At 58.3% G+C, this 523-nt stretch carries 1 protein-coding gene; it reads right to left on the reverse strand.

Translation table 11 applies throughout. From position 1 onward, the window contains the following. Nucleotides 1-174 precede the first annotated feature (174 nt). On the reverse strand, nucleotides 175-523 hold a 349-nt coding region (locus TU74_RS22995; protein ID WP_048377768.1), incomplete at its 5' end, for a TonB-dependent receptor domain-containing protein.

Raw genomic sequence — 523 nt, forward strand, 5'->3', positions numbered from 1 at the left:
CTGAGCCTTGCTGGCGGTCCACGATCGCAGCAGCGGCGGGCTGATCTCTACGGCCGCCTGCACGCTGCCTGCCGTCAGGCACACCAGCAAAGGCAACAACCGGGGTTTGCGCTTAAACAAAAAAGTCATGCGTCGTTCATCCTTCTCGCGCCCTCGCCGGGCGCGCAAGCGTGCTTAAAAGTGGGTAAAGGTCAGACCCAGCGAATAGGTCGGGCCGTACTCTTCATACTGATTGTTGAAGCGGCTGTTACCGCTGTAGACGAAGTACGGCTGATCGGTGAGGTTCTGTGCATCAAAGGTGACTTGCAGGTTTTTGCTGAGCGAATAGCGGGCGCTGAAGTCGACAAAGGTCTGGGAGTCGACATGCAGGTCATGGGCCTTGTCGTTGATCCCGGCCAACTCGTACAGGTAGTCCGACTTGTAGTTGGCCGACAGGCGCAGGCTCAGCGTGTCGTCCTCCCAGCCGAGCATCAGGTTGCCGACGGTATCGGATTGGTTTGGCAAGTCGATATCACGCTTGGGG

The organism is Pseudomonas lundensis, from assembly GCF_001042985.1.
In the GTDB taxonomy this organism is placed as follows: domain Bacteria; phylum Pseudomonadota; class Gammaproteobacteria; order Pseudomonadales; family Pseudomonadaceae; genus Aquipseudomonas; species Aquipseudomonas lundensis.